This window comes from Polynucleobacter sp. JS-JIR-II-50 (assembly GCF_018687895.1).
Taxonomy (GTDB): Bacteria; Pseudomonadota; Gammaproteobacteria; order Burkholderiales; family Burkholderiaceae; genus Polynucleobacter.
Map to the genome: position 1 here is coordinate 752,592 of NZ_CP061307.1, position 25,609 is coordinate 778,200.

Annotated in this window: 17 protein-coding genes; 12 read left to right on the forward strand and 5 right to left on the reverse strand. The window is 46.1% G+C overall.

Annotated elements, in window-relative coordinates; all coding sequences use genetic code 11:
- Positions 1-5 precede the first annotated feature (5 nt).
- From FD963_RS03945 to FD963_RS03995, 11 genes are all read left to right on the forward strand, one after another.
- Complete coding sequence (locus FD963_RS03945; RefSeq protein ID WP_215363187.1) at positions 6-875, forward strand: EI24 domain-containing protein; 870 nt, start codon at positions 6-8, stop codon at positions 873-875.
- Between the two features lie 4 nt (positions 876-879).
- Positions 880-1,722 (forward strand): molybdopterin-binding protein, encoded by an 843-nt coding sequence (locus FD963_RS03950; protein ID WP_251367314.1) that lies wholly within the window; start codon positions 880-882, stop codon positions 1,720-1,722.
- Between the two features lie 204 nt (positions 1,723-1,926).
- Positions 1,927-3,342 carry a type I glutamate--ammonia ligase gene (gene glnA, locus FD963_RS03955; protein ID WP_215321863.1) on the forward strand — a complete coding sequence of 472 codons (1,416 nt, stop codon included), beginning with the start codon at positions 1,927-1,929 and terminating at the stop codon, positions 3,340-3,342.
- Between the two features lie 92 nt (positions 3,343-3,434).
- Positions 3,435-4,490 (forward strand): nitrogen regulation protein NR(II), encoded by a 1,056-nt coding sequence (glnL, locus tag FD963_RS03960; protein WP_251367351.1) that lies wholly within the window; start codon positions 3,435-3,437, stop codon positions 4,488-4,490.
- Complete coding sequence (gene ntrC, locus FD963_RS03965; protein WP_215363196.1) at positions 4,487-5,938, forward strand: nitrogen regulation protein NR(I); 1,452 nt, start codon at positions 4,487-4,489, stop codon at positions 5,936-5,938. The genes glnL and ntrC overlap by 4 nt, the downstream gene beginning before the upstream one ends.
- On the forward strand, positions 5,931-6,779 hold the full coding sequence (xth, locus tag FD963_RS03970) for an exodeoxyribonuclease III (RefSeq protein ID WP_215363197.1): 849 nt from the start codon (positions 5,931-5,933) through the stop codon (positions 6,777-6,779). The genes ntrC and xth overlap by 8 nt, the downstream gene beginning before the upstream one ends.
- 117 nt (positions 6,780-6,896) lie before the next feature.
- Entirely contained in the window at positions 6,897-8,576 is a 1,680-nt protein-coding gene (locus tag FD963_RS03975) for an efflux transporter outer membrane subunit (RefSeq protein ID WP_215363198.1), read from the forward strand.
- Complete coding sequence (locus tag FD963_RS03980; protein WP_215363199.1) at positions 8,573-9,826, forward strand: efflux RND transporter periplasmic adaptor subunit; 1,254 nt, start codon at positions 8,573-8,575, stop codon at positions 9,824-9,826. Before FD963_RS03975 ends, FD963_RS03980 begins: the two co-directional genes overlap by 4 nt.
- Positions 9,827-9,828: 2 nt before the next feature.
- A complete protein-coding gene (locus FD963_RS03985) occupies positions 9,829-12,960 on the forward strand; it encodes an efflux RND transporter permease subunit (RefSeq protein WP_215363200.1) in 3,132 nt (1,043 codons plus the stop codon).
- Positions 12,961-13,047: 87 nt separating this feature from the next.
- Positions 13,048-14,373: a lipase family protein gene (locus tag FD963_RS03990; RefSeq protein ID WP_215363201.1), complete on the forward strand. Its 1,326-nt coding sequence runs from the start codon at positions 13,048-13,050 to the stop codon at positions 14,371-14,373.
- 196 nt (positions 14,374-14,569) lie between these two features.
- A complete protein-coding gene (locus FD963_RS03995) occupies positions 14,570-15,493 on the forward strand; it encodes an alpha/beta fold hydrolase (RefSeq protein ID WP_215363202.1) in 924 nt (307 codons plus the stop codon).
- A gap of 108 nt (positions 15,494-15,601) precedes the next feature.
- Here the strand turns inward: FD963_RS03995 and FD963_RS04000 are convergent, their stop codons facing one another.
- Genes FD963_RS04000 through FD963_RS04020 form a run of 5 tightly spaced genes read right to left on the reverse strand, consistent with a single transcriptional unit; the run spans position 15,602 to position 22,591 of the window.
- Complete coding sequence (locus tag FD963_RS04000; RefSeq protein WP_215363204.1) at positions 15,602-16,393, reverse strand: hypothetical protein; 792 nt, start codon at positions 16,391-16,393, stop codon at positions 15,602-15,604.
- A 49-nt stretch (positions 16,394-16,442) separates the two neighbouring features.
- Positions 16,443-18,581, reverse strand: a complete 2,139-nt coding sequence (locus tag FD963_RS04005; RefSeq protein ID WP_215363207.1) for a M3 family metallopeptidase — start codon at positions 18,579-18,581, stop codon at positions 16,443-16,445.
- 52 nt (positions 18,582-18,633) lie between these two features.
- Positions 18,634-19,488 carry a bifunctional methylenetetrahydrofolate dehydrogenase/methenyltetrahydrofolate cyclohydrolase FolD gene (folD, locus tag FD963_RS04010; RefSeq protein WP_215363210.1) on the reverse strand — a complete coding sequence of 285 codons (855 nt, stop codon included), beginning with the start codon at positions 19,486-19,488 and terminating at the stop codon, positions 18,634-18,636.
- 14 nt (positions 19,489-19,502) lie between these two features.
- Positions 19,503-20,150, reverse strand: a complete 648-nt coding sequence (locus FD963_RS04015) for a response regulator transcription factor (protein ID WP_072582210.1) — start codon at positions 20,148-20,150, stop codon at positions 19,503-19,505.
- A 35-nt stretch (positions 20,151-20,185) separates the two neighbouring features.
- Positions 20,186-22,591 (reverse strand): PAS domain-containing sensor histidine kinase, encoded by a 2,406-nt coding sequence (locus FD963_RS04020; protein ID WP_251367315.1) that lies wholly within the window; start codon positions 22,589-22,591, stop codon positions 20,186-20,188.
- Positions 22,592-22,912: 321 nt separating this feature from the next.
- Between FD963_RS04020 and aceE the strand changes: the two genes are divergently transcribed.
- Positions 22,913-25,609 carry a pyruvate dehydrogenase (acetyl-transferring), homodimeric type gene (aceE, locus tag FD963_RS04025; RefSeq protein ID WP_215363216.1) on the forward strand — a complete coding sequence of 899 codons (2,697 nt, stop codon included), beginning with the start codon at positions 22,913-22,915 and terminating at the stop codon, positions 25,607-25,609.

Sequence of the window (25,609 nt, forward strand, 5' to 3'; positions counted from 1 at the left end):
GTTGTATGATTGGATTACCGCAAGTATTTAAATCATTTGGGATGGCTTTAGTTGGAACCATGCATCCGCGAATGTTATGGCTTAGCTTTAGGCCTTTCTTGATCGTCTCAGTTTTGTGGGGTTGCCTCATTTGGCTCACATGGACGCCAGCTTTAGAGACATTAGGTGTCTTTCTAACAACTTCTGTCTTTACCAGCTGGATACAAGAGGGTTTAGTTTGGGCGGGTTTTGAAAATGCTAGGGCATGGATCGCGCCATTATTTTTTGTCATGCTCATCATCCCCTTGATTACGATTAGCTTGTTAGTCTTCATCGCGTTTTCAACGGTACCTGCGATTGTGAAGATCGCCTCTAGGCAATCACAATTTCAAAATCTGGAGTGTAAGAAGGGTGGTGGCTTCTTTGGTAGTTTGATCTACAGCCTATGGTCAGCCCTCATTTGTCTCGCGTTGGTGATGCTCACCTTGCCTGTTTGGTGGGTTCCTCCTCTTGTGGCTGTCTTGCCTCCATTGCTATGGGGATGGTTAACGATGCGCCTGATGTCGTATGACGTTCTGGCAAAGCATGCCAGCTCAGAAGAGCGGGATCTCCTGCTGCAAAGGTATCGTTGGCCATTGTTCTGTATGGGTATTGCATCCGGGATGTTGGGTGCAGTGCCAACTTTCTTTTGGGCTACCTCCGCATTAGCGTTAGTTTTGTTTCCAATAGTGAGCTTTATCGCTCTTTGGATTTATTCTCTGATTTTTGTGTTTGCTGCTTTATGGTTTAGCTACTTCTTATTAGATGCGCTCAAGCAATTGAGGGAAGAAGAGTTGGACCAGGCGCTCACAGTGCAATCGCGTATTGTTGATATGGAACTGCCTTACCATGGTTGATGCAATGAAAAAAGTTGAAATAGAAGTGCCGAGCAAAGCCCAGCGTCGCTTTGGTTTAATCGTGATTGGCGATGAGATCTTGTCAGGCCGTCGACAAGATAAACATATGAGTAAGCTCATCGAGTTGCTTAATGAGCGCGGCCTCAGTCTTGCATGGGCTAAATACGTTGCCGATGATCCTGAGCAAATTACTGCAACACTCAAAGATAGTTTTGCAAGTGGCGATGTCGTCTTTAGTACTGGTGGCATTGGCGCGACGCCAGATGATCACACCCGTCAATGCGCGGCACTTGCGCTTGGTACGAAAACGCAATTACATCCAACTGCGCAAGAATTGATTGCTGGTCGCATTCAGTCAATGGCTGAAGGTGATCCCATCAAGTCGGATTTAAGTACTCCAGAAAACCAGCATCGCTTCAAGATGGGGGAGTTTCCGATTGGTAGTGAAATTATTCCCAATCCCTATAACCAGATTCCCGGCTTTCGGATTCAGGAACATCATTTTGTTCCGGGCTTTCCGGTAATGGCTGCACCCATGATGGCTTGGTGCTTGGACACTTATTACAAAGACCTTTTCCATCAAGAAAATTGGGCTGAGCAAAGTTTTATCGTACCCAAGGGAATTGAATCGACCTTAACCCCCTTGATGGAGCGTATAGAGGCCAATTTTCCGGGGGTGAAGGTATTTAGCCTTCCATCCGTAGGCGATTCCTCTAGGGGTGGTGTATATGCCCAGCGCCATATTGAGCTGGGCATTAAGGGCAACGCCAACCTTCTTGAAAGCGCTTGGATTGCTTTGAGAGCGGGTACAGAAGAGTTGGGTTACGAAATCCACGATATCAGCTAAGCTATTTGCACTAAAAAAGTGCAAATAGAGATATTTGAGCTTATATGAGGGGTATTTCAGCACTTAAACAGTGCAATAATGAGTGCTCCCGTTTGTTTGCTTCAGTAAATTACATACATCCAGTAGGCATGTTTGGTGCCTGGAATGAACAAGGGTGTATGCCTTAAGTTTTGATTCCGAATTTAGTTAATAGAGGAGATTTGCATGACGAAGACCGTCGCTGATGTGATGAAGTTGGTTAAAGAGAAAGAATGTACTTTCGTTGATTTCCGCTTTGTGGATACAAAGGGTAAAGAACAACACACGACAGTTCCTATCTCTGCTTTTGACGAAGATAAATTTGAGAGCGGTCATGCATTTGACGGTTCCTCTATCGCTGGTTGGAAGGGTATTGAAGCTTCAGATATGTTGCTCAAACCAGATCCAACAGCTGCTTACATCGATCCATTTTATGAAGAGCCAACTTTGGTTCTCACATGTGACGTTATCGAGCCAGCTGATGGCAAAGGTTACGATCGCGATCCACGTTCTATCGCTAAGCGCGCTGAAGCGTATTTGAAGAGTACCGGCTTAGGTGACGCTGCTTACTTTGGTCCAGAGCCAGAGTTTTTCATTTTTGATGGTGTGCGTTGGGGTGCCGATATGCAGGGTTGCTTCGTGAAGATTGATTCCGAAGAGGCTCCATGGTCATCTGGTGCAGAAATCGAAGGTGGTAATACTGGTCACCGTCCAGGTAAAAAAGGCGGTTACTTCCCAGTTGCTCCTGTAGATACATTCCAGGACATGCGTTCTGAAATGTGTTTGATTCTTGAATCATTGGGTATTCCAGTTGAAGTTCATCACCATGAAGTTGCTGGCCAAGGCCAAAACGAATTGGGCACTAAGTTCAGCACATTGACTCAACGCGCTGACTGGACTATCTGGCAGAAGTATGTCATTCATAACGTTGCTCATGCTTATGGCAAGACAGCAACTTTCATGCCTAAGCCAGTAGTTGGCGATAACGGTTCTGGTATGCACGTTCACCAATCCGTTTGGAAGAACGGTGAGAACTTGTTTGCTGGTAACGGTTATGCAGGTTTGTCAGAGTTTGCATTGTTCTACATTGGCGGCATCATCAAGCACGCTAAAGCATTGAATGCAATTACCAACCCAGGTACAAACTCATACAAGCGTTTGGTTCCAGGCTTTGAGGCTCCGGTGAAATTGGCTTACTCAGCACGTAACCGTTCTGCTTCAATTCGTATTCCACACGTTCCTAATCCTAAGGGTCGTCGTATTGAAACTCGTTTCCCAGATCCATTGGCTAACCCATACCTCTGCTTCTCAGCATTGCTGATGGCTGGTTTGGATGGGGTGCAGAATAAGATTCATCCAGGCGAAGCTGCTGACAAGAACTTGTATGACTTGCCACCAGAAGAAGATGCAAAGATTCCAACCGTTTGCGCGAGCTTGGAAGAGGCATTGGACGCATTGAAGAAAGATCACGAGTTCTTGACTCGCGGTGGAGTATTTACTGAATCTATGATTGATGCATATATCAATTTGAAGATGGAAGATGTCACACGTTTCCGTATGACTACTCATCCAATCGAATTTGATATGTACTACTCCCTGTAAGCGAAGGAGAGAACTTGAGCGCAGGTCTGTTGCGCAATTCGTTCAAGGGAGCAGCTTCGGCTGCTCCTTTTTTTCCGACATTGCTTGATCAGATGCCCAATGCCATCGTGGTATTTGAGGCTGAGACCCAACAATTGGTGTACGTGAACCCGGCTGCTGAGTCAGCCTTGGATCTCTCGCGTAAATCACTTGAGGGTCAATCTGTGCATCATTTATTTGGCGATAACTTAGCATTAAGTGACATGATTTCTGAGGTGAAACAGGGTCATGTATTGGCCCAACGCCAAGAAATGGTTTTGCATTCATTGCCGGGCAGCATTCATCAAGATTCCATGCCGGCACACGTAGTGGTTGCAGCTTTGGAGGATCCCGCACTGATCATGATGGAGTGGTTTCCGATCGATCAACAGTTGCGTAGTGAGCGTGATGAACGCGTCACGCAGCAAGTTGAGGCAAATAAACAATTAATGCGTAATTTGGCGCATGAGATTAAAAACCCATTGGGCGGTATTCGTGGGGCAGCTCAGCTATTAGAGTTTGAGTTACCTGACAAAGGCTTGCGCGAGTACACGCAAGTCATTATTAAAGAGTCAGATCGTTTGCAGACTTTGGTTGATCGTCTCTTAGCGCCGCATCGCAAAGCGCATGTGATGGAATCCTTCAATGTGCACGAAGCATTAGAGCGCGTGCGTAGTCTAGTGTTGGCAGAGTTTCCAAAAGGTTTACGAATTATTCGCAACTACGACACAAGTCTTCCTGATGTACTTGGTGACCGCGAACAATTGATTCAGGCAACTTTAAATATTGTGCATAACGCTGCACAAGCGCTTTCAGAAGAGATTGGCAGTGGTATTGCACAAATTGAACTGAAGACCCGTGTGGCACGTTCCGTTACGATTGCAAAGCATCGTTACAAATTGGCAATGGATCTGCATGTGATTGACAACGGGCCCGGCATTCCAGAAGAAATTATTGAGCGCATCTTCTTCCCACTAGTTTCGGGAAGGGAGGGCGGCAGTGGTCTTGGCCTTACCCTAGCGCAAACCTTTGTACAGCAGCATCAGGGATCTATTGCTTGTAATAGCCGTCCAGGGCGCACCGATTTTCATATTCAAATTCCATACCGTAGGCAGGAGAAAGCATCATGAAACCAATTTGGATCGTTGACGATGATCAATCTATTCGTTGGGTCTTAGAAAAAGCTCTAGCGCGTGAAAATATTCCGCATAAGAGCTTCTCTAATCCAAATGATGTGCTCAATGCTCTCGAAAAAGAATCTCCTCAGGTGCTGATTTCTGATATCCGTATGCCACGTGGTAATGGCTTGGATTTATTGCAGCACGTGAAAGCAAGTCACCCGAATTTACCGGTCATCATCATGACGGCATATTCTGATTTAGATTCTGCCGTCTCCTCATTTCAAGGTGGCGCCTTTGAATATCTCACCAAACCTTTTGATGTCGAAAAGGCGATTGAATTAATTCATCGTGCGGTAGAGCAGGGTATTCGTAATGACTCTGGTGCGAAAGAGTTAACTGCGTGGAGGCAAGACGCCACTGAGATTATTGGGCAAGCACCAGCAATGCAGGAAATTTTCCGCGCGATTGGGCGCTTAGCGCAATCTAACGCCACGGTACTCATTACTGGTGAGTCTGGTACAGGCAAAGAGTTGGTTGCCCATGCCTTGCATAAGCATAGCCCTTGCGCCAAAGGTCCGTTTATCTCCTTAAGTACTTCAGCTGTGCCAAAGGATTTATTGGAGTCAGAGTTATTTGGTCATGAGCGCGGTGCTTTCCCGGGTGCGCAGACTTTGCGCCGAGGTCGTTTTGAGCAGGCTGACGGCGGCACTCTATTCTTGGGTGAGGTAGGAGACTTGCCATTTGATCTTCAAACCCGTTTACTCCGCGTTCTGACTGACGGACATTTTTATCGCATCGGTGGACATGATCCGATTAAGGCAAATGTTCGGATCATTGCTTCGACACATCAAAATCTGGATGCTAGGGTAGCTGCTGGGTTCTTCCGGGAAGACTTGTTGCATCGCCTGAATGTGATTCGTTTGCGTATGCCTTCATTACATGAGCGTAGTGAAGACATTCCAATGTTAGCTAGACATTTTATGTTGAGCTGCGCCAAGTCTTTGGGCGTTGAACCTAAAAAATTGTCAGATGAAGTCTTAAAAGAAATGAGCGCAATGCCTTTTCCAGGAAACGTACGTCAATTAGAGAACTTATGTCACTGGTTAACAGTCATGACGTCTGCAAACGTCATCGGTGTAAGCGATCTTCCAGCTGACATTGTTTCGGAAGCGAGTGAACAACCCATCGTTATTCACGGCGAGTCTTCGCCAAGTAATCCCGTTGCTGCCAAGGTTCCTGTAGGTGACTGGGAGAATGGTTTGGGTCGCCTGGCTGTCAAGATGTTGCAAGATGGTGATAAAGAAGTTTTTGATGCCTTGACCGCACGTTTTGAAAAGGCGGTATTGCAGGCAGCTTTAGAAGTTACTCGTGGCAGAAGAGTAGAGGCTGCTCAGCGTCTAGGTATTGGACGTAATACGATTACTCGTAAGTTGCAAGAGCTCGGTATTGATGACTGATTCGGTTCGAATAGCCGCGTGGAATGTGAACTCCTTAAAGGTTCGCCTTCCACAAGTGCTTCGTTGGTTGCAGGATCAGGAAAGCAAGAAACAGCCGATTGATGCGCTTTGCTTGCAAGAGCTTAAGCTTACGGATGATAAGTACCCCCATAAAGAGCTGGAAGATGCGGGTTACCTCAGTTTGGCTGCTGGTCAAAAGACTTATAACGGCGTTGCGATCATCTTGCGTAAAGCGGCACTCGCACCTATCGCTTCAGATATAGAAACAGCCTTTCTGAAGCCCACTAGAAACATACCCAACTACGAAGATGAGCAGCAGCGCATCCTCGCGGCGACAGTGTGCTTTGCTGGTACGAAACCGATGAGGCTGGTATCAGCCTATTTTCCAAATGGGCAATCGCCCGATAGCGACAAGTTCCAATACAAACTAGGCTGGTTGAAGGCATTGCAAACTTGGTTAACAGAAGAACTCCAACAGAATGAACGCTTGGCACTCTTGGGTGACTTCAATATTGCTCCGGCAGATGAAGATGTTCATGACCCTAAGGCATGGGAGGGGCAGAACCTAGTTTCACCACCAGAGCGTGAAGCATTTCAAGATCTGATTAAGCTTGGACTCCATGATTCATTCAGAATGTTTGAGCAGGCACCAAAAACCTTTAGTTGGTGGGATTACCGCATGATGGGTTTCAGAAGAAATGCCGGCATGCGCATTGATCACATTTTGTTGAGTGAGGCGCTCAAGGGAAGATGTAGTGCTAGCACGGTAGATAAAGTGCCTAGAGCCTGGGAGCAGCCTTCGGACCACGCTCCGGTGATTGCGCAGATCCAAAAGTCTTAATCCGCAGGCCTAGGGCTTACACTAGCCCAGCATTCTGAATCTTGCTTTATCCTTATGATTAGTATCGATAATTTCCGCCCTTAGACAAGGCAATCAGTTTAAAAATTAAGCTCTTGAATGCCATTACCTAGAAACACGATTACCCATGCACTCATAATTTCTGGCACCTTGATGCTTGCCGGTTGCATGATGGTTGGCCCAGATTTTGCAAGACCCCCTGTTAAGGCAGTGGATCAATATAAGCCCACAGCTCAAACGGAATTTACCGAATCTTTGGGTGAAAACTCAAACAAGATTCTGGACCCAGTGGAGTGGTGGAAAAGCTTTAATGATCCGACTCTCAATGTCTTATTAAAGCAAGCGACAGCCCAAAACCTTACTTTGCAACAAACTGCGCTACGGATATACCAACTGCAGGCACAACTGGGTGTGAGTGATGCCGCATTATTACCAACTCTTAATTTAAGTGCTTCCTATTCCAACAATCGAAATAGCGCAATACAAGAGGCGATTAATGATTCCAATAATCTGGTCTCTAAAAATGCCTTAGTTCAAATGAGTTGGGAGATTGATTTTTGGGGCAAGAATCGTCGTGGAATCCAAAGTTCATTGACCTCATATTTATCGGGGGTTGCAGCCTTCTACTCGGCAGATGTGTCTTTAACTGCAGATGTTGCGAATACTTACATCAATATCCGCAACTATGAGGAGCTGATCATGGTTGCTAAAACCAATCTAGCTTTGCAAAAAGAAAGTTTACGTATTGCAGGCGCGCGCTTTAAATACGGTGCCACCTCGATGTTGGATCTGAGTCAGGCGCAAGCCCAGTATGAGCAGACAAAGGCGCAGATTCCGGCTTTGATCGCGAATTTAAAGAAAAACCAGCATGCCATGAGTATTTTGCTAGGCGAGCCTCCCGAGTACTATGAAAAGACTTACGGAAATACTAAGGGAAGTCTGAAGCCTCCATCTGAGCTTGGCGTTGGTATGCCAAGGGATTTATTACGTCGTCGCCCAGATGTTCTGCAGGCCGAATTTGATGCCGCCTCTAAATCCGCCTTAATTGGCGTAAGCAAGGCGCAACTGTTCCCAACATTTACCTTAGGTGGCATCTTTGGTTATGCCACCTCAAATTACGGAACTTTATCCTCTGCCAATTTATTTAGTTGGGGCAACAACTCTTCTGGGGTAAATGCCGGACTTTACTTGCCGCTGTTTTATAGAGGCGCAATTGTGGATCAAGTCCGCGTGCAGGACGCTATTTTCCAGCAGAGTCTGTTGGCCTATCAAAATCAAGTCTTGAATGCCCAGAAGGAAGTTGAAGATTCGCTCATTACTATCTCGACCACTAAAAGTTCAAAAGAAGATTTAACCCGCGGTGTGATTGCGGCACAAAGTGCTGCAGATTTAGCTCTTGAGCGTTATAAGGCTGGGCAGAATGATTACACCACGGTGATTACTGCTCAACAGAATCTATTAAATATCCAAAACTCCTTAGTCCAAACTTCATCAAATGAGCTTATTGGATATGTAGGCGCATTTAAAGCGCTTGGTGGCGGTTGGGCTGCGGACATGAGTCCTCCCAAGTTGCCAGACCAGATGATTGCCGATATGGCTGATCGCACTGATTGGGGCTCTGTTCTCACCAGGACAGGTGATCCATTAACGGTGAAGGCTGGCAAGTTTTTGGTAGATGCCCCTGATCCATCAAAGCCCGCACAAACTACAGTGCCGGCTACTTTAAATACACCATTAAATATAACGACTCCGCCGACCCAGGGAAGTGCTGCGCCATGAAAGATCTATTAATAAAAGCCAAACTTTTGCTGATGCCCTTGTGGGGGAAGCTTATAACTCTATGGGACTCGCTCTTAGGAAAATGGAATGCATTCCTAGTAAAGCTAAGCACGGTTGAGATTCCTATTCTCAAGAAGAAACTTTCACCACGCACAATTGGAGTTTCTTTATTTGTTCTCGTTGCTTTGATTGCGCTGATTTGCTTGAAGTCTTGTGGCAAAGAAATTAAGCAGACCCCAATTCCAGTGACAACCGCTCAACCACTGTCTCAAGAGATCCGCAGTTTTGCGACCTTTGATGGTCTGGTGGACCCATACCTCACAGTGAACTTGGATGCGCGCGTTAAGGGCTACCTTACTAAGATTGGTTTTGCTGACGGAGCGATGGTGAAGAAGGGCGATCTTCTGTTTGTCATTGAGCAAGACCAATATATACAAGAGGTGAAATTAAAGCAGGCAATTTATACCGAGGCGAAGCTTGAGTATGGCCGTCAAAAATCTTTGCTCAAAGAGAATGCAACCTCTCAAGCTGCCGTTGATAAGGCTTTATCGCAATACCAGCAATCGGAGGCTAATTTAACGCTCGCAAAGATTAATTTGGGCTATACCGAAATCAGGGCGCCTTTTGATGGGCTCATGGGAAGGCACTTATTGGATGTCGGTACCTATTTAGATTCCACTACAAAGGGTGTGCAACTCTCTACTATTCAGCAAATCTCACCTATTTATGTGTACTTCTCTATTAATGAGAGGGATTACTTAAAGTTTCAAAAGAGTCAAGATGCAAACGCAGAACGTAAGTCTGAAGTAAATACCTTGCCTATCTATGCCGGTCTTCAAGGCGAGGTTGGATATCCTTTTGAAGGTGTTTTGGATTACGCCGCTAATTTGATTTCTACAGAGACTGGGTCCTTGCAATTGCGGGCAATCTTCAAAAATGAGAACTACCAATTAATTCCGGGTTTATATGCTCGGGTTATGGCTCAGTATGGCGCGCCAAGGCAGGCTTTACTGCTACCTAAGACTGCTGTAATGACGGATCAGGTGGGTGATTATGTTTTTGTTTTGGATAATGCCATGCGAGCGCAACGTCAAGACATTAGCTTAGGTCAGCGCTTTGAGAAGTATGTCGAGATCAGCAAAGGATTGATGCCAGATAGCAAGGTGGTTATTAATGGGTTTATTAATCTAAGCATTAACCAAATTGCTAACCCAACACAGGTTACGCTTGAGGCAATGCCAGCTCGATAATCATGCTCTCTAAATTTTTTATCGAACGGCCGGTACTGGCCAATGTGATTGCTCTGGTCATGCTATTGATTGGAGCGGTATCCATTAATAGCTTGCCGATTGCTCAGTACCCAAATATCGTTCCACCCACGATTCAGGTAACAGCACGATATCCAGGTGCAAGCGCCACGCTTGTACAGCAGTTAGTAGCGAGTAATATTGAAACTCAGGTGAATGGTGTTGATGGCATGCTCTACATGGAGTCCGCATCCACCAATGACGGAAACTATACCCTTACCGTTACTTTTAAGGTGGGTACGAACCCTGATTTAGCTCAGGTCAATGTGCAAAACCGAGTGGCTATTGCGCTTCCTTCCTTACCGCAGGCAGTTCAAAAACAGGGCGTCACAACCAAAACACAATCAACTGCCATTCTGCAGTTCGTAACCCTGACTTCATCTAATCCGGAGCATGACGGCTTATTTTTAAGTAACTTGGCAAATCTCAAGTTACAGCAACGCTTAGCGCGATTACCGGGCGTAGCTGCTGCCAACGTCTTTGGTGTGGGCAATTACAGTATGCGAGTTTGGCTTGACCCAGCCCAACTCAAGATGCGCAATCTAACTCCAAGTGATGTGATTGCCGTCATTAATCGGCAAAACGTCTTGCTCACGGCGGGTCAAATTGGCGCCCCACCAACACCGCTGGGTCAAGATTTTCAGCTGACACTCAATGTCACTAGTGCTATGACAACGCCTGAGCAGTTCGGCAGAATTGTTGTCAAGGCTGGTAACAAGGCTGAAATCACGTACTTGCGTGATATCGCCAGAATAGAAATGGGTAGTCAGAACTACAGTCAGCTCTTTAAGATTGATGACAAACCTGCAGGTGGCATAGCTATTTACCAAATGCCGGGCGCCAATGCGATTGCTACCGCACAAGCAGTTCAGGATGAGATGAAGAGTATTGCCAAGACGCTTCCAAAGGAAGTGACTTGGGCCATTCCATTTGATACCACGATGTTTGTTAAGGCCTCTATTCATGAGGTTTATAAAACCCTCTACGAGGCGGGCATCTTAGTTTTACTCGTAATCATGATTTTCTTGCAGAACTGGCGTGCCACGCTGGTACCTGCAACAACAGTGCCTGTCACGATTATTGGCGCATTTGCTTGTATGGCCGCACTTGGTTTCTCTATCAACTTGCTGACCTTGTTCGCGATCGTTTTATGTATCGGCATTGTGGTCGATGATGCGATTGTGGTGGTTGAGGCGGTTTCCAAGAAGGTAGAAGGGGGCGAGGATCCAAAGCAGGGTGCAATTGATGCCATGACTGCTTTGATGGGCCCGATTATTGGTATTACCTTGGTCTTGATGGCCGTGTTTATTCCTGCTTCGTTTATTGCTGGAATTACCGGACAAATGTATCGACAGTTTGCTTTGGTAATTGCAGCAACTGCTTTGATTAGCGGTATCAATGCGATTACTCTGAAGCCAACCCAGTCAGCGCAGTATCTCAAGCCGATTGACCCTAACAAGGTTAAAAATAAGCTCTATCAAAAATTTGATTTGTATTTCAATCGCTTAGCCACTTGGTATGGACACAAAATTGAAGGCTTGATGAAGAATCGAGCTAAAGCATCGATGGTGGGCATTGTGATTATTGCCGCCTCTCTCATCGGCTTGATGTTTGTACCATCTGGCTTTATTCCAAACGAAGACCAAGGCTATTTGGTGGTTTCAACTACCTTGCCTGATGCAGCCTCTTTGCAGCGGACCGAGGATGGGATGAAAAAAGCAGTTGATGTCATCAAGAAGGTTCCTGGTGTTGACACGGTTGTGGTGATCGGCGGCATTAACTTACTTAACAACAGTAGCTCCCAATCCAATGCGGGCGGCTTATACGTCATCATGAAGAAATGGGAAGAGCGGGGCAAAGGTGAGGGCCTGCGTGATATCTATAACAATATGAATCAAGGCCTTAAGCAAGTTCAAGAGCTTAAGTCTTTTGTGCTCTTGCCGCCAGCCATTCCGGGCTTAGGTCTATCGGGTGGTTTTGAGATGAGACTGATGTTGACGGATGGCAGTAACAATTTTGCTAAGTTAGATGCTGCCGCTAAGACCTTTATTGCTGAGGCGCAAAAGCATCCAGAGATCATGATGATCTTTACGCCATTCCAAAATAATGTTCCGCAACTCCAACTCACCTTCAATGTAGGTAGGGCTGAAACTTTTGGCGTTGATATTGGGGATGCTTACGATGTATTGCAATCCTATCTTGGATCCTCTTACGTCAATCAATTCTTCAAATACGGCCAAACCTACCAAGTGTATGTTCAGGCTGATGGTAAGTACCGCAATGCTATAGAGCAGGTGAATCGACTCTATGTAAAAAATAAGAGTGGCAATATGGTTCCGCTTGGATCCTTCATTGATGTCAAAGACACTACTGGACCTGCGTTTGCTTCACAGTTCCAGCTTTATCCTTCTGCTGCTGTTCTGGGTGCTGCCAATGATGGCTATAGCTCTGGACAGGCGATGAAGGTACTGGCGCAGGTAGCCGCCAAGACTTTGCCAGATGGTGTCGCGTACCAGTGGGCTGGCATGTCTTATCAAGAAGATTTAGTTGGAAATACCGTGATCTTGATTTTTGCGCTATCCATCTTGTTGGTGTACTTAGTACTCGCTGCTCAATATGAAACATGGATAGCGCCGCTAGCTGTTTTGACTGCAGTACCGCTTTCTTTATCCGGAACTGTATTAGCCTTATTGCTAACAGGCCTGCCAAATAATATTTATGTTCAGATTGGCCTAGTGTTAATGATTGCGCTCTCATGTAAAAACTCGATTTTGATTGTTGAGGTTGCCATTGAGTGCAGACATAAGGGTATGAGTTTTGTTGATGCTGCTCTAGAGGCTTCCAGAGAGCGCTTTAGGCCAATCGTCATGACATCGATTGCCTTTATTTTGGGTGTCATGCCTTTGCTTCTATCTACTGGTGCAGGTGCAGCAGCGCGTATCTCCTTAGGTATTACCGTATTTAGCGGCATGATTGCCTCTACCTGCCTTGCGGTGGCATTAGTACCGGTCTTCTATGTAGAAATCGAAACCTTCTTTGAGCGCCGCGCGAACAAGAAAGCGACCAAGGGTCAGTAATATAAACGAAGCAAATAGGATGTATTGCTGCCCACTGGATCTTACTGTTTAATGATATTTTTGGATCCTAACTTACCCATTTAAGCTATGAAAAAAATGACTCCTATTTCCACTTTAGTTTTAACGCTCGGCACTGCTTTAAGTATTCTTTCTACTGCCGTATATGCTGATCCGCCTGTTCCTCCTTTTTATGAGGAGGTTATCAAAATGAGTCCCGATGGTAAGCTCGGACAAATTCTGAAAAAGGAAAAAATTAAGACGTCTGTTCAGGGTGCTCAAGCTTGGAAGATTGCCTACGTCACATCTGATGTTGGCGGGCGTAAGCATCTTGCTACTGGCTTGGTAGTAGCCCCGATTGGCACTCCACCGAAAGAGGGTAGGCCTATCATGGCTTGGGGGCATGGGACTACTGGCGCTGCACAAAATTGCGGCCCTTCACAAGTTCTTAATCCAACAGCACCCCTCAATGAATACTTTTTAGTTGGCGGAAATTCTTGGACGGATTACGGCATCCCTAGTATTGAAGAATTTATCAAAGACGGATATGTAGTAGTTGCAACGGATTACCAAGGCCTGGGTGGTGGAGGCGAGCATCAATATGCTTTAGCAGCAACCAATGCCATGGATATGATTGATTCGGCTAGAGCTGCTAGTGCCTTAAAGGAGGCTGGCGCCGGTAAGAAGACGATTATCTATGGTTGGTCGCAGGGTGGTGGCGCTGTAGTTGCTGCAGCAAGCATGCCAGAATACATCTCCAAAAAGGGAACAATTGCCGATGGCATTGAGCTCGTTGGCGTGGTTGCCTTGGCTCCAGATGATATTGCCATCATGATGCCCAACTCAACAGTAGATGAAGTGAGCGCACAAAAATCATTAAGTGGAATCGTTAAGATGTTCACTGGCAATGTTTTTGATTTTTCACATATGGCAATGAGTATGTGGGGTGTGAGGGCTGGTAATCCAAATCTAAAACTCACCGATATCTTTACAACTGACGGCGCTAAAGTACTGGATGAGGTTATCCGAAACAAATGTATGCATGCTGTGGCAGATACACTGAATTTCAATTACAGCAGCCAATACAAAACATTATTAAAAGATCAATTCACCAATTCTCTTGAGTGGACAAAAGCCATGGTCAAGGGCAGCGTGAATCCTGAAAAACCTATTGCACCGGTAGTGATTTATTGGGGTAATAAGGACACCACGAATCCCCCAATCATGGGTAAGCTCTATCAGGAGCAGATGTGTAAATTAGGAGGCAATGTTAATAGGGTTGAGTTGCCGGGCGACAACACTCATTTCACAACTCCTGGATCTTCCAAGCAGCTCTACCTACCCTGGATTAAAGATCGCTTGGCCGGCAAGCCTGCTATCAATAATTGCGCACAGGCAGCTCAGCTAGCAAGTTAAAAGATTCTTGGCGATATAAAAAAACCACCTTTGGGTGGTTTTTCTTTGACTGTCAAATAATGCGCCAATATGATCCTTGACCAAGGTCGAGTAATGAGACATTCTCGATTAGCGCTATATTGAAATGCTAGTATGACTCTTTAAAACCAATCCAACCTAGGACTTTATGATAGCTCTTAATAGCTCCCTAAGCGTTTTGACTACCGCTTTAATGCGAGGTATTAATTTAACGGTTGGCACACTTTTCATTTTTCTAAGCCTCAGCATTCCAGTGCAAGCCCAAGAAAAACCTGAAGTTAAGTATGCTCAAGTAGGAGATGTGAAATTAGCCTACTACCTAAAAGGCCAAGGGGACCCCATGCTCCTTATCATGGGCTATGCCGCCACCATGAGTGCTTGGGATCCAGCCCTGCTCGGTGAGTTGTCAAAGAATAACCAGCTGATCATTTTTGATAACCGCGGCGCTGGACTTTCTACCGACACTAAAGAAAACTACACAACCATCCCGCAAATGGCAGATGACGCCGCAGGCTTAGTTAAGGCACTGGGTTTTAAAAAGGTAAACGTGTTCTCGTGGTCAATGGGCGCACGAATTGGCCAGCAGCTAGTTATCAGACATCCAGAGTTGGTTAACAAAGTTATTCTGTGTGCCCCAAATCCCGGTGGAAAATATCAGATCGCTATTGATAAAAAGGTTGGGGAGGAGTTGAACAATCCAAGCCTTTCTCCTATGGAGAATTTCGAGTTGTTATTCCCAATTAGTCCTGAAGGCAAAGCAGCTGCCAAAGTTGTATACGGGAGATTTATGGTAGCAAAAGCTGCAGGAACCATACCTGATGATTTTGTAATCTCTAAAGAAGCTAAGGAGCGCCAAGTTCGTGCTCGTATCACTCTGTGGAATGCTGATAATCAGAACTACCAGGATTTGAAGAAAATTAAGGTGCCCGTTCTAGTTGCTGACGGTCGTGAGGATATTATCGATAACCCAAAAAACTCAGTTGTGATTGCCAATCAAATCCCCTTTGCTTGGTTGGCTTTTTATGAAGGCGGCCATGCATTCTTATTCCAAAGCTATAAGAAGCTTTCTGAAACTGTGAATGTATTTCTCCAAAAAGACTAGCTAGTTCTGTATTCCCAAAGTTAAAAGCCACTCATTGAGTGGCTTTTTCTTTAACTTCAAAGCTATTTGATGCTGCCGTCATGCAAATGGCACCTCAAGGTAAATTACTTAATTCGTCTTTAGGTTATCTAGCATCTGCAAAGATTCTTGGAGTTTAATGGGTTCCACTGGATTCCAGCCACGGTATGGTGATACGGCGATAAATAAAAATATTACTGCAGTCACAATACACAAAGAGGCTATAGATAAAGACACCTTCATTGCTTTAATGCTTCCCAGATGGACTATGCCCACTGATAACAGCAGCAAGAATGAGAAGACTGGTATGGATGGCCATTTTTTAAGGCTATCGTTATCGTATGCCAGTGATTGCCTCGCTTGCCGGTCATGGCGAATAGTGCCAATGGCTGTCAGGAGCTGGCTTTCAATGCCGCTACGTTGATTGGGCTGATAGGCGATGTCATTGATGATTTTATTTAAAGCTAAAAATTCAGGCGTTGAAATTCCACGTTTACTGGCATCTCTGTTTTCCATGGCAGGCCATTCTTTTTCGATGACTGCGGTCAGATAGTTTTTCATTCCGGAGATTATTTTTACCTGATCCTTCGCAGGAAGGACTGTCGCCGTACTTACTATGGTCTCGACTGCATTGGATTCGGTGATGACATTTGAGATGGCTGATTGATGATGCTCAAATGAGTAGCCCGCTAGAGTGGAGATCGCCAGACCGAAAATAAAGGAGGTAATGGAAAGAAAAGAGGGCACTACTGCATCTGAATCATGGAGCCATCGCGATATGGGCGAATCATTCAGCACCCAGTAAATTGCATAAGCTACGCCAGCTGTTATGAGCGTTGTTGCAGCAATTAAAATTAGTAATTCGGTGGTGAAGATGCTCATTGAATGCGTATAAATTAGTTATTTGAAATTGAAATCGCAAATCTCATTGTTAAGCGAGTCCACCATGTCTTAGCAGGGCATCGATACTTGGCTCTCTACCCCTAAAGGCTTTAAAAGATTCAGCCGCAGGGCGGCTGCCACCAACCTCTAAAATCTCTTCACGATAACGAGTACCTGTTTTCTCATCCAAGACGCTGCCAGTGAGTTTTGCTGCTTCCTCAAAGGCTGAGTAGACATCAGCAGATAACACTTCCGCCCACTTATAGCTGTAATAGCCGGCTGCATAACCACCAGCAAAGATATGACTAAAGGTATTGATCCAACGAGAGATGGCTGGCTGTGGAATAACGTTGAATTGATCAGCAATCGCTCTGGAAAGGTCCAATACTGCGTGACCTTGAGCATTTTTCGTATCAAAGCTCGCATGTAAGCGCCAGTCGGTGAGAGACATCACGATCTGACGCAGAGTCATATAACCGTTCTGGAAATTCTTAGCAGCGAGGATCTTGTCAAATAATTCACGTGGAAGAGGCTTGCCAGTTTCGGCATGTGCGGTCATCTTTTCTAGCACTTCCCACTCCCAGCAGAAGTTTTCCATAAACTGGCTCGGTAGCTCTACCGCATCCCATTCAACACCATTGATGCCTGAAACCCCTAAAGCGCTAACTTGAGTTAAAAGGTGGTGTAAACCATGGCCACTCTCATGAAAAAGGGTGATGACATCATCATGAGTAATAGTAGGCTGACGCAACACACCATCGACCTTGACTGGCGGCGCAAAGTTGCAAACTAAATAAGCAACGGGCACTTGAATTTCACCATTAGGTAAAACTCTACGACCACGGGCATCATCCATCCAAGCCCCGCCACGCTTGCCAGGACGAGCATAGGGATCCAGGTAGAAGTAGGCCACGATATTACCCTTGGCATTTTTCACGGAAAAGGATTGCACATCGGTATGCCAAGTTGGCAAATTTGCCGCTTCAATCTTGACGCCAAACAGAGTCTGAATGACTTGGAAGAGACCATCTAGCACCTTTGGTAGAGGGAAGTATTGCTTGAGCTCATTTTCCGAAAAGGAATAGCGTGCTTGCTTCAATCTTTCGGATGCAAAAGCAACATCCCATGGCTCTAAGCCATCAGCAATAGATAGCTCGGTCTTGGCAAACTCAGATAGCTCTTGCCAATCTTTTAATGCAAATGGTTTTGCTTTCTGCGCGAAGTTGGTCAGGAAGGAGTCGACTTCATCAACACTGCTAGCCATCTTTGGAGCCAAACTCAGTGCGGCATAGTTTTTGAAGCCGAGCATACGAGCTTCCTCATCGCGCAGCCTTAACTGATCGAGCATATTTTGAGCGTTGTCCCAATCCAATTTTCCCTTGGCGTATTGAGGTGCAAGCTCTGAAGCTCGCGTGACATAGGCCTCATACATCAAGCGACGCAGCGCCCGGTTTTCTGAATACTGCATAACGGGGTAATAAGAGGGGAAGTGCAGAGTAAAGGCCCAGCCCTGGAGGCTCTTCTGCTGGGCAGTATCTGCAGCAGCTGCAATGGCGTCCTCAGGCAACCCCACCAACTCAGCTTTATCAGTGATCAGATGAACAAAGCCATCGGTAGCATCTAGAACATGATCTGAAAAGGCTTTGCCTAAAGTTGCTTGCTCATCCTGAATTTGTGAAAAGCGGGGCTTGTCTGCTTCACTGAGTTCTGCTCCGCCCAGACGAAAATCTCGCAAGGAGTTTTCAATGACTTTCTTTTGAGCTGCACTTAATTTTGAAAAGTCAGGCGCTTTGCTGAGTTCTTTAAACTTTTTGTATAGCTCTAAATTTTGACTAAGGCTTGAGAAGAAAGCAGTGACCTTAGGTAACATCTCGCCATAGGCAGCGCGCAATTCTGGGGTATCGGCAACGCTATTAAGATGAGATATCACACCCCAGGATCTACCAAAAAATTCAGTAGCATCTTCTAGCGGTTCGGCGAGAGCATCCCAAGTAGATGGAGTACTTGGATTGACTGCTATATCTACTGCATCTTGTGCATGCTTGAGTAAATACTCAATCGCAGGTGCAATATGCTCTGGCTGTACTTCTGAGTAAGCTGCAATGCCACGCCCAAAAGTCACTAGAGGGTTATTTTGTAATTCTGCGGGGAGAGTGCTGGAGAGGGGTGTAGATGCGGATATATTCATCCCTCTAGCTTAATGGACTGGGAGCAATTTTGCCAAAAGTCCCAGTAATTCCTTAATGCTTGGCGGCTTTTTCAGCGGCTTCTAAGGTATTCATTAAGAGCATTGTGATGGTCATCGGGCCCACACCACCTGGAACCGGGGTAATCCAGCCAGCAACATACTTGGCAGTATCAAAATCTACGTCGCCACAGAGCTTGCCATCAGGCAGGCGATTAATACCTACGTCAATGACAACGGCGCCGTTTTTCACCATGTCACCACTAATCATTTTGGGTTTGCCGGTGGCAACCACCAAAATGTCGGCATCCTTGGTGTGATGTGCCAAGTCACGAGTCTTACTATTGCAAATGGTGACCGTTGCACCTGCTTGCAATAGCAGCATCGCCATTGGCTTACCCACAATATTGGAGGCGCCAACAATCACAGCGCGAGCACCGCGGATAGGATACTCAATGCTTTCAAGAATCTTCATGCATCCATAAGGAGTGCAAGGCTTGAACTCTGGTTGACCAACCATCAAGGCACCAGCATTTGCTACGTGAAAGCCATCCACATCTTTTTCTGGAGCAATTGCTTCTAATACGCGCTCAGAGGCAATGTGCTCTGGTAGCGGGAGTTGCACCAAGATCCCGTGTATTGCAGGATCCGCATTGAGAGTGGCAATACGCGCGAGCAATTCTTCTTCGCCAAGTTCTGCGGAATAACGCTCTAAAACAGAGTGAAAGCCAACGTCTTCGCAGACCTTTACTTTATTGCGAACATATACCGCGCTAGCGGGGTTGTCACCAACCACAATCACTGCTAAACCTGGTCTAGTGCCTTTGGCGGTGACGATTGCACCACGTGCAGCAATTTCCGTACGTAGTTTTTTAGAAAGGGCGTTACCGTCTAGTAATTGTGCTGGCATAGAAAACTCTGGTATTAATTAGGCTGGGGATCAGACAAGGCCAGACGGAGTAGGTCGGCAACCGTGTTGACGTTGAGCTTTTCCATGATGTTGGCACGGTGCGCCTCAACAGTCTTAATGGAAATGCCGAGATCATCAGCAATTTGTTTATTCAAGCGGCCCGCAACAATGCGTTCAAGAACTTGGCGCTCACGACCAGTTAACTTGCTGAGTAAGCTCTGGGTAATTTTTCGTTGACTCGCTTGTGAATAGTCGATACGCGCTTTAGCAAGCATGCGATCCACTAAACCACACAGATCATTTTCTTTAAAAGGCTTTTCAATAAAGTCTACTGCGCCACGTTTCATAGTGGAAACAGCCATCGATACATCGCCATGACCAGTGATGAAAGCAACTGGCATTGGTAGGTTTTCGCTTGTTAGGCGTTCTTGCAATTCAAGGCCTGACATCCCAGGCATCCGCACATCCAAAATGGCGCAGGAGATGGTGGACTTATCGGTGCTTTGCAAAGACTGTAAGAAACGTTCTGCGCTGGCATGGCATCGCACAACATAACCATTGCTTTCTAAGAGCCACGTAAGCGAATCTCTTACCGCTTCGTCATCATCCACTACATAGACAACTTCAGCTTGGTTTGGTTTTGCGGTAGCGCTTAAGTTCATATCAGTTCTCGCGTGATAAATCTTTAAATTCGAAGTTAAACAGCAGCCTTGGATCCAGGGGATTCCAGTGGTAGAAGTATTGTAAAGGTGCAGCCAGCCAGCTTGGTCTGTTCTGAGTCTTGGACATTGGTGGCCCAAAGCCTGCCATGGTGAGATTCAATAATGGAGCGGCAAATATTGAGCCCCATACCCATTCCATCGGACTTCGTACTGAAAAACGGCTCAAATATGCGTTCCAGGACGTTTTCCGAGATTCCGCCCCCAGCATCGGTAACCTGGATTCTGAGCATGGCTGGGAAGATGCTGGTGTCCAAATCTGCGCTAATCCGAACTGGCGGCGCTGACCAACGGGAGGAAAGGGGGTAAGCCTCGCGGACACTATCCAAGGCGTTTTTCAGAAGATTGACCACTACCTGCAGGATTAAGACGGGATCCAGATTAACTACGGGCAGATTTTCAGCAATTTCCGAGTTAATAACTAAGCGATGGCGATGAGCCTCAATTTCAACCAAGCCAACTGCATCATTAATAATTTCAGCAATGTTTGCCGCTTTACGTTGAGGCTCACTGCGTTTTACAAAACCTCGAATGCGCTGAATGATGGTGCCAGCACGATGGGCTTGGTCAGAAGCTTTTTCTAGAGCCGGCAAAATTTCTTTGGTTAGGGCAGGATCTAGGTGCCCATCTAAACGCTTAGCAACGCCCATACAGTAGTTTGATATAGCTGAAAGAGGTTGATTCAGCTCATGGGCCAAAGAAGATGCCATTTCACCCATCGTAGTGAGACGACTGGTGAACTGCATACGCTCTTGTTGTTGCAGGGCTAGATCATCTGCTTCTTTGCGAGCAGTGATGTCAGTGGCGATCAATAGCTGTGCAAGATGTCCATCTACCCACGGGATGTAACGACGCCTAACTTCAAACCACTGATTATTGTCATCACCTAGCTGAACCTCTTCGGACTCGGATTCTTGATATAAGAATGATGTTGGAATTCCGGGAGGGGAATCCTCAAGATCTTCAGCAATATCTCGCATCGTCGTGTTGTTAGTATCGCTCCCCGCCAATTGGAAGTGACCCCGAGAATCATCACCAAAGCGCTCCCGGTAAAAACGATTAGCAAATAGCAGGGCGTTGGTCTCTAGGGAGACCACCGACACAGCGGCGTCTAGACTTTCTAGAACAGTGGTAAAGCGATCTTGAGAAGCAGCTAATTCTTCGCGAATCTTCTTAGGTTCAGAAATATCAATTAATGAGGTAACCCAACCAGTCTGCTTACCTTTTTCATTAACTAGTGGTGCAATAAAGGTGCGTGTCTGTATTAGGCTGCCATCTCGTTTTAAGATGACCCCTTCGATTCCGCTCCTCATCACAACGCTGATATCGGATTTCATAGCCCGATTCATTTTCTCAACAAGTTCATCTCTTCTGCTGTCTGGCCAGAATGGAAATGGCGGAGTGAGTCCTATTAACTCTTCTGATGTCCAGCCTGTCATTTCGCAAAAGGCTCTATTCACATAAGTAATGCGCTTTTGCATGTCATGCGCACGAATACCCACGGGGGTGGAATCTTCCATTGCATTACGAAAACTGGTTTCTTTGCGTAAACTTGCTTCGGCTTCTTGACGCACTTGCATTTGCTTCAGTACAGACCAAAGACTCCAAACTACGAATGCGCTTAATCCAATCACCACGCCAATCAACATCCTAAAGGTGAGATTGGTTGGCGGAGGGTAGGTGTCAATGCGTAAATTAATATTGGGGCTTAAGACCCCAATGTCTAAACTCGTCTGATTGCTAAAGGCTCTTTTGGGAGTATCTCTATCGGAGGAGATGCCCAATACTCTTTCATTGTCGGTAAGCAAGGTAAAGCGGTAGTGGGATTTCAGTTCGCTGGGCAGGGCATCCAGTATTCCTTGAGTCGTATAGAGAGCCGCCAAGAATCCAACAACTTCGCCGCCAACGATATTAGGCACCACTTGCCACAGAACAATTTTTCTATCTGAGGAAATCGGCGCATCACCGGGTAGGTTTAACGAAATAAACTGACTAAAAGCTGCTCGACTAGTTACTCGGCTAAGCTCAATAGTTGATGCAAGGCTGGAATTAATGAGTTGATCATTTTGAGTTTTGCTAATCCAATCCGATTTATTACTTTCGGCGGGAGCTACCCATAGCCGCTGATTTTGATTATTTAGCCAAATGATTTTGACGATCTCATGGTTATTTAAAACGAGATCTTCTGCTTGCTCACGCGCAATTTGTTTGAGCTTCAATTGATCTTCGCTTGCAGCCACTTCTCGATTAATCGTAGTTAATGCATCAAGGTTACTAGCGAAACGAGATTGAATACGCTGCTTGGCAAATGAAAGCTCTCTAAATAGGGCGGCCTCTTGCTGATTCTTTTCTTGTAAATGCAGCGTTCCCAAAATAATGCCCATGACCGCAGTAAACAGAACAATGGCTAAAAGTGGGGTGTAAACAATCCTAAACCCGCGTATTTTGCGGAGCCACCTAAGGGGGCTAAGGACGAGGCTGGAAAATGCTGTTTTTCTCATGAATACAAAGCATTTTGCCTTATTTGCCCTTCCAAATAGCCAATTCTGCCTGTTTTATAGCTTCTTATTTGCGCCGCAATAAAATACCACATTATGAGAAATACTATCATTATGTGGAAAATTGCTTGTTTACACCCATATACCTTCCTAGAATGTTGGCTATAGAGTTGATGACAAATTAAGCACTATTTAATGGAGACAAAAATGGCAGCAGTTCCAGACCAGGTATTAGGTAAACAGAACACTCAGGATGTGGATCCTGGCGAGACTCAGGAATGGTTACAAGCGCTCGATGGCGTGATTCGTAACGAAGGTCCTGAAAGAGCTGCCTATCTCATCGATCAACAAATTTCTCATGCTCGTGTAAATGGAGTGGTGCAGCCATTCCATGCCGAGACTCCATATATCAATACTATTCCTGTTGAAAATCAAGCACGCTTGCCTGGCGATCAAAATGTGGAACATCGCATTCGTTCATACACGCGTTGGAATGCCATGGCGATGGTGCTGCGTGCGAACAAAGACACGAACGTTGGTGGACACATTTCATCATTCCAGTCAGCGGCTACTTTGTATGACGTTGGCTTCAACCATTTCTGGCACGCACCGTCCCCTGAGAATGGTGGCGATTTAATCTTTGTGCAAGGACACTCAGCGCCAGGTGTTTATGCACGTGCCTATATGTTGGGCCGTCTCGAAGAAGGTCAGCTCAATAACTTCCGTCAGGAAGTTGGCGGCAAAGGTATCTCTAGCTATCCACATCCTTGGTTGATGCCAGACTTCTGGCAGTTCCCAACGGTATCGATGGGCTTAGGCCCGATCATGGCGATTTATCAAGCGCGCTTTATGAAGTACCTAACAGACCGTGGCTTCATTCAAGAGCAAGGCCGTAAAGTTTGGGCATTCTTGGGCGATGGTGAAACCGACGAACCAGAATCCTTGGGCGCGATTGGTATGGCCGGTCGTGAAAAACTCGATAATCTGATTTTCGTAATTAACTGTAATTTGCAACGTCTAGACGGACCAGTGCGCGGCAACGGTAGCATTATTCAAGAGCTTGAGAGTGAGTTCCGCGGTGCCGGCTGGAATGTGATCAAAGTAGTGTGGGGCGGTCAGTGGGACGCTCTCTTTGCGCGCGATAAAAAAGGCATCCTGATGCAGCGCTTAGGTGAGATCGTTGACGGCCAGTATCAGACTATGAAGTCTAAGAACGGTAGCTACGTTCGCGAGATCGTTTTCAATACTCCAGAATTAAAGGCTTTAGTAAGCGACTGGAGTGATGATGAAATTTGGCAACTGAATCGCGGTGGCCATGATCCACATAAAGTTTATGCGGCATTCCATGCGGCGGTAAATCACAAGAATCAACCTACAGTAATCCTAGCCCACACCATTAAAGGTTATGGCATGGGTGGCTCAGGTGAGGCGATGAACATTGCCCACCAAGCGAAGAAGATGAACGATGATGACGTACGTCGCTTCCGCGATCGCTTTGAGATTCCCGTTAAAGATGAAGAGTTAGATGAAATGCCTTTGGTCAAGTTTGCCGAAGGTAGCCCTGAATTGGAGTACATGAAGGCGCGCCGTCAAGAGTTGGGTGGTTACTTGCCGCAACGTCGCACCAAAGCGGAGAGCTTGCCAGTTCCCGCTTTAGATGTATTTGCTCCATTGCTTGAGGCAACTACAGAAGGTCGTGAGATTTCTACAACCATGGCGTTTGTACGTATTCTCAATACAGTAGTGCGCGATAAGGTTTTGGGTAAGCGGGTAGTACCGATTGTTCCAGACGAGTCCCGCACCTTTGGTATGGAAGGCATGTTCCGTCAATTAGGAATCTGGAATCAATTAGGACAACTTTACACACCAGAAGATCACGATCAATTGATGTTCTATAAAGAGGACAAGACAGGTCAAATTCTGCAAGAGGGTATTAACGAGGCTGGTGGTATGTGCGACTGGATCGCCGCCGCAACTTCTTACTCTACCCATGGCGTACCGATGTTGCCTTTCTATATCTTTTACTCCATGTTTGGATTCCAGCGTATCGGTGACTTAGCTTGGGCCGCAGGGGATATGCGTAGCCGTGGTTTCTTGCTAGGTGGTACAGCTGGTAGAACTACCTTGAACGGCGAAGGCTTGCAGCACGAAGATGGCCATAGTCATTTGTGGAGTGGTGCGGTTCCCAACTGCATCAGCTATGACCCAACCTTCTCATTTGAATTGGCTGTAGTGATTCAGGATGGTATGCGTCGTATGTTGGAAGTTCAGGAAGATGTTTACTACTACGTTACTTTGATGAATGAAAACTATTCACACCCAGCAATGCCTAAGGGTGCGGAGAAAGACATCATCAAGGGCATGTATAAGCTCAAGTCCGTTGGTGACGACAAAGCAAAACTACGTGTACAACTCTTAGGTTCTGGAACTATCTTCCGTGAAGTGATTGAAGCTGCGGAGATTCTGCATAAAGACTGGGGTGTTGCCTCTGACTTATGGGGTTGCCCAAGCTTTACTGAGTTAGGCCGTGATTGGACTGCGGTTCACCGTAGCAATCTGTTGAACCCAACTGCTGCACCCGCCTTATCTCATGTGGAGAAGTGCCTAAAAGATACTTCAGGCCCAATCGTTGCAGCTACTGACTATGTTCGTTTATTTGCTGAGCAGATTCGTCCAGCAATTCAGCATATGGGTCGCCGTTATGAGGTATTGGGTACTGATGGCTTTGGACGTTCTGACACTCGTGAAAAACTCCGTGACTTCTTTGAAGTAGATCGTCGCTGGGTCGTTCTTACTGCCCTGAGATCTTTGGTTGATGCTGGTCAGCTTGATCGCTCTAAGTTGGCTGAGGCGATTAAGAAGTACAACATCGACACTACTAAACCAAACCCAATGACGGTTTGA